Genomic DNA, 2,023 nt, shown 5'->3' with positions numbered 1-2,023 from the left:
CAGCTGCACGGCGATGCCGTTGCCACCGTACAGCACCGCGCCCTTGCCCAGCGCCAGTCCGGCATCACGCGTGGAACGGATCCAGGCGCCGCCGTGCTGCTGGCTTACCAGCGATCCGCCATCGATCTGCAGGCGGCCGCCATCGTTGACCACTGTCGCCCACGAGCCCTCGCCTTCGGTCAATACGTGGGTGTCGTGCAGCACAACGTCGCCGGTGCCACCGGCCATCACGCCGGTCGCGTCTGTACCGGTGGTACGCACCACCGAGCCGTCCAAACGGATAGTACCGCCCTGTCGCGCAACCACCGCCGAAGCCTGGTCGCCCTCGGTCGTGATCCAGGAACCCACCATGTCTACCGTGGGAGGCGTTGCGCCGACACGGCTGCCATCAGCCAGGAGGGCCGTTGCTCCGTGGCCCGATGCCTGCAACGCACTCTCGTGGACCGTGGCCTTGCCACCTTCCAACCACAGGGCCACACCGGAATCGGCCAGCGCGCTGAGGCTGGAACCGCGCACCTCCAGCGCGTTGTTGCCCGACGAGCGAATACCGTTCCCGCCACTGATGAAACTCGATTCAACCTTGGCCGTATTGCGCTCTCCGGTGATGGAGAGGCCTGTGCCGGATCTGGCGCCTTCTACGCCTGCAGCAGCCTCAAGCCGGCTCTCGCCGACCAGGACGGTATGGTCACTACCCGTTATTGATACTGCATTGCTCCCGCTGGAAGAAACAATGCTGTTTCCAAGGGTGAGCTGGCTTCCGTCGCCGCGGACGTCGACCGCTATGTAGGTAGCGCTCAGCTGGCTGCCGGATACCGTGCCCATGCCACTGTTCAGGTCCAACGCGATGACCCCGCTCAGCTCGCTGCCGGCGATATCCAGCTGCCCCTTGTAGATACGTGCCGCCACGCCGCCTCCAGCATGAATCCGGCTGGCGTAGACCTGTGCCATCCCTCCGTCGGCCAGCGACAGGCCCGCCGGACTGAAGAATTTCTCCTGGTCACTCAAGACGATCTCAACGCCATGCAGCGCCAGCCGCGCACTTTCGCGCACAACAATGCCCCGGGGTTCGAAGAACGACCCCGGTGCAGCCGGTTTTTCAACGATGCGGACATTCCGCAGCACGATCTCCGATGTACCCGTGGCCAGGATGCCGGTGCCCGAATTCCCCTGCAGGTCCACCTGCACGCCCTCCAGCAGCGACGTTCCACCGGTCGCTACGAAGGCCGTGTCGCTGTTCGAGGTGATCTTCCCGCCCCGCATCTGCAGGCTGCCGTCCTGTACCGAGATACCAGCGCCACTGCTTTCGGCCGTCGTGATACCGACGTTCTCGAGGATAACGTCCCCTCCGTCCACCGAAACTCCGGTGCTTCGCAAACCTCCTACCGAAATGTCCATGTTCGAGACATGCACCGATGCCGCGGACCTCGCGGAAATGCCGTGTGCATCGCTGCCATTGGTCTGGATGCTGCCGCCATCCAGCACGATCCGGCTGCCGTCGCCTTCCGCCAGGACCGCTGGACGGCCGCTGCCCGACTGGTACAGGTTCACCGCGCCTGCGGGGACGATGGAACCGCCGTTGAGCGCGTGGAAGAGTGGACGGCTGGAGGCTCGATAGTCACCGGCTGCAGGCGTCTGCTCATCACCGTCGGCGATGACCTGTTGCGCATGCGCCGAGAAGCCGGCGAGCACGCCAGCAAGCAGCCCCAAAGAGGGGACGACACGATGATTGCGACACATGAAAGCGCTCCGACGAAAGGCGATGTCGCAAATGGTCCTTTCTGTCGCGGAGGCCATCCATGCAACTTGTTGCAATCAGGCAGTACAGGGGTCGGTGGGTTCATCTGGCGTTGCGCGGCCCGCATTGCAGACCCGCGCTGGCGGCCAGGAACGCCACCGGGCGTCGGCCCGGCGCTACAACGATGCTGTTGCTACCAGCGCCGTGCCACGCCCAGCTGTGCGCTCGTCTGGCGGTAGCCGTGATCACCACGCGAGACGTTGAGGCCACCCCAGGCGGACAGGCCGC

Annotated in this window: 1 pseudogene; it reads right to left on the bottom strand. The window is 65.0% G+C overall.

Features of this window, described 5'->3' with window-relative positions:
* Window positions 1-1,737 (bottom strand): annotated as a pseudogene (locus ACM0PB_RS20160) (hypothetical protein); the annotation flags it as partial.
* Window positions 1,738-2,023: the final 286 nt, after the last annotated feature.

This window comes from Stenotrophomonas sp. AR029, assembly GCF_047520695.2.
In the GTDB taxonomy this organism is placed as follows: Bacteria; Pseudomonadota; Gammaproteobacteria; order Xanthomonadales; family Xanthomonadaceae; genus Stenotrophomonas; species Stenotrophomonas sepilia.
The sequence above is the reverse complement of the archived record's forward strand: the minus strand, read 5'-3'. Positions and strand labels throughout refer to the sequence as shown.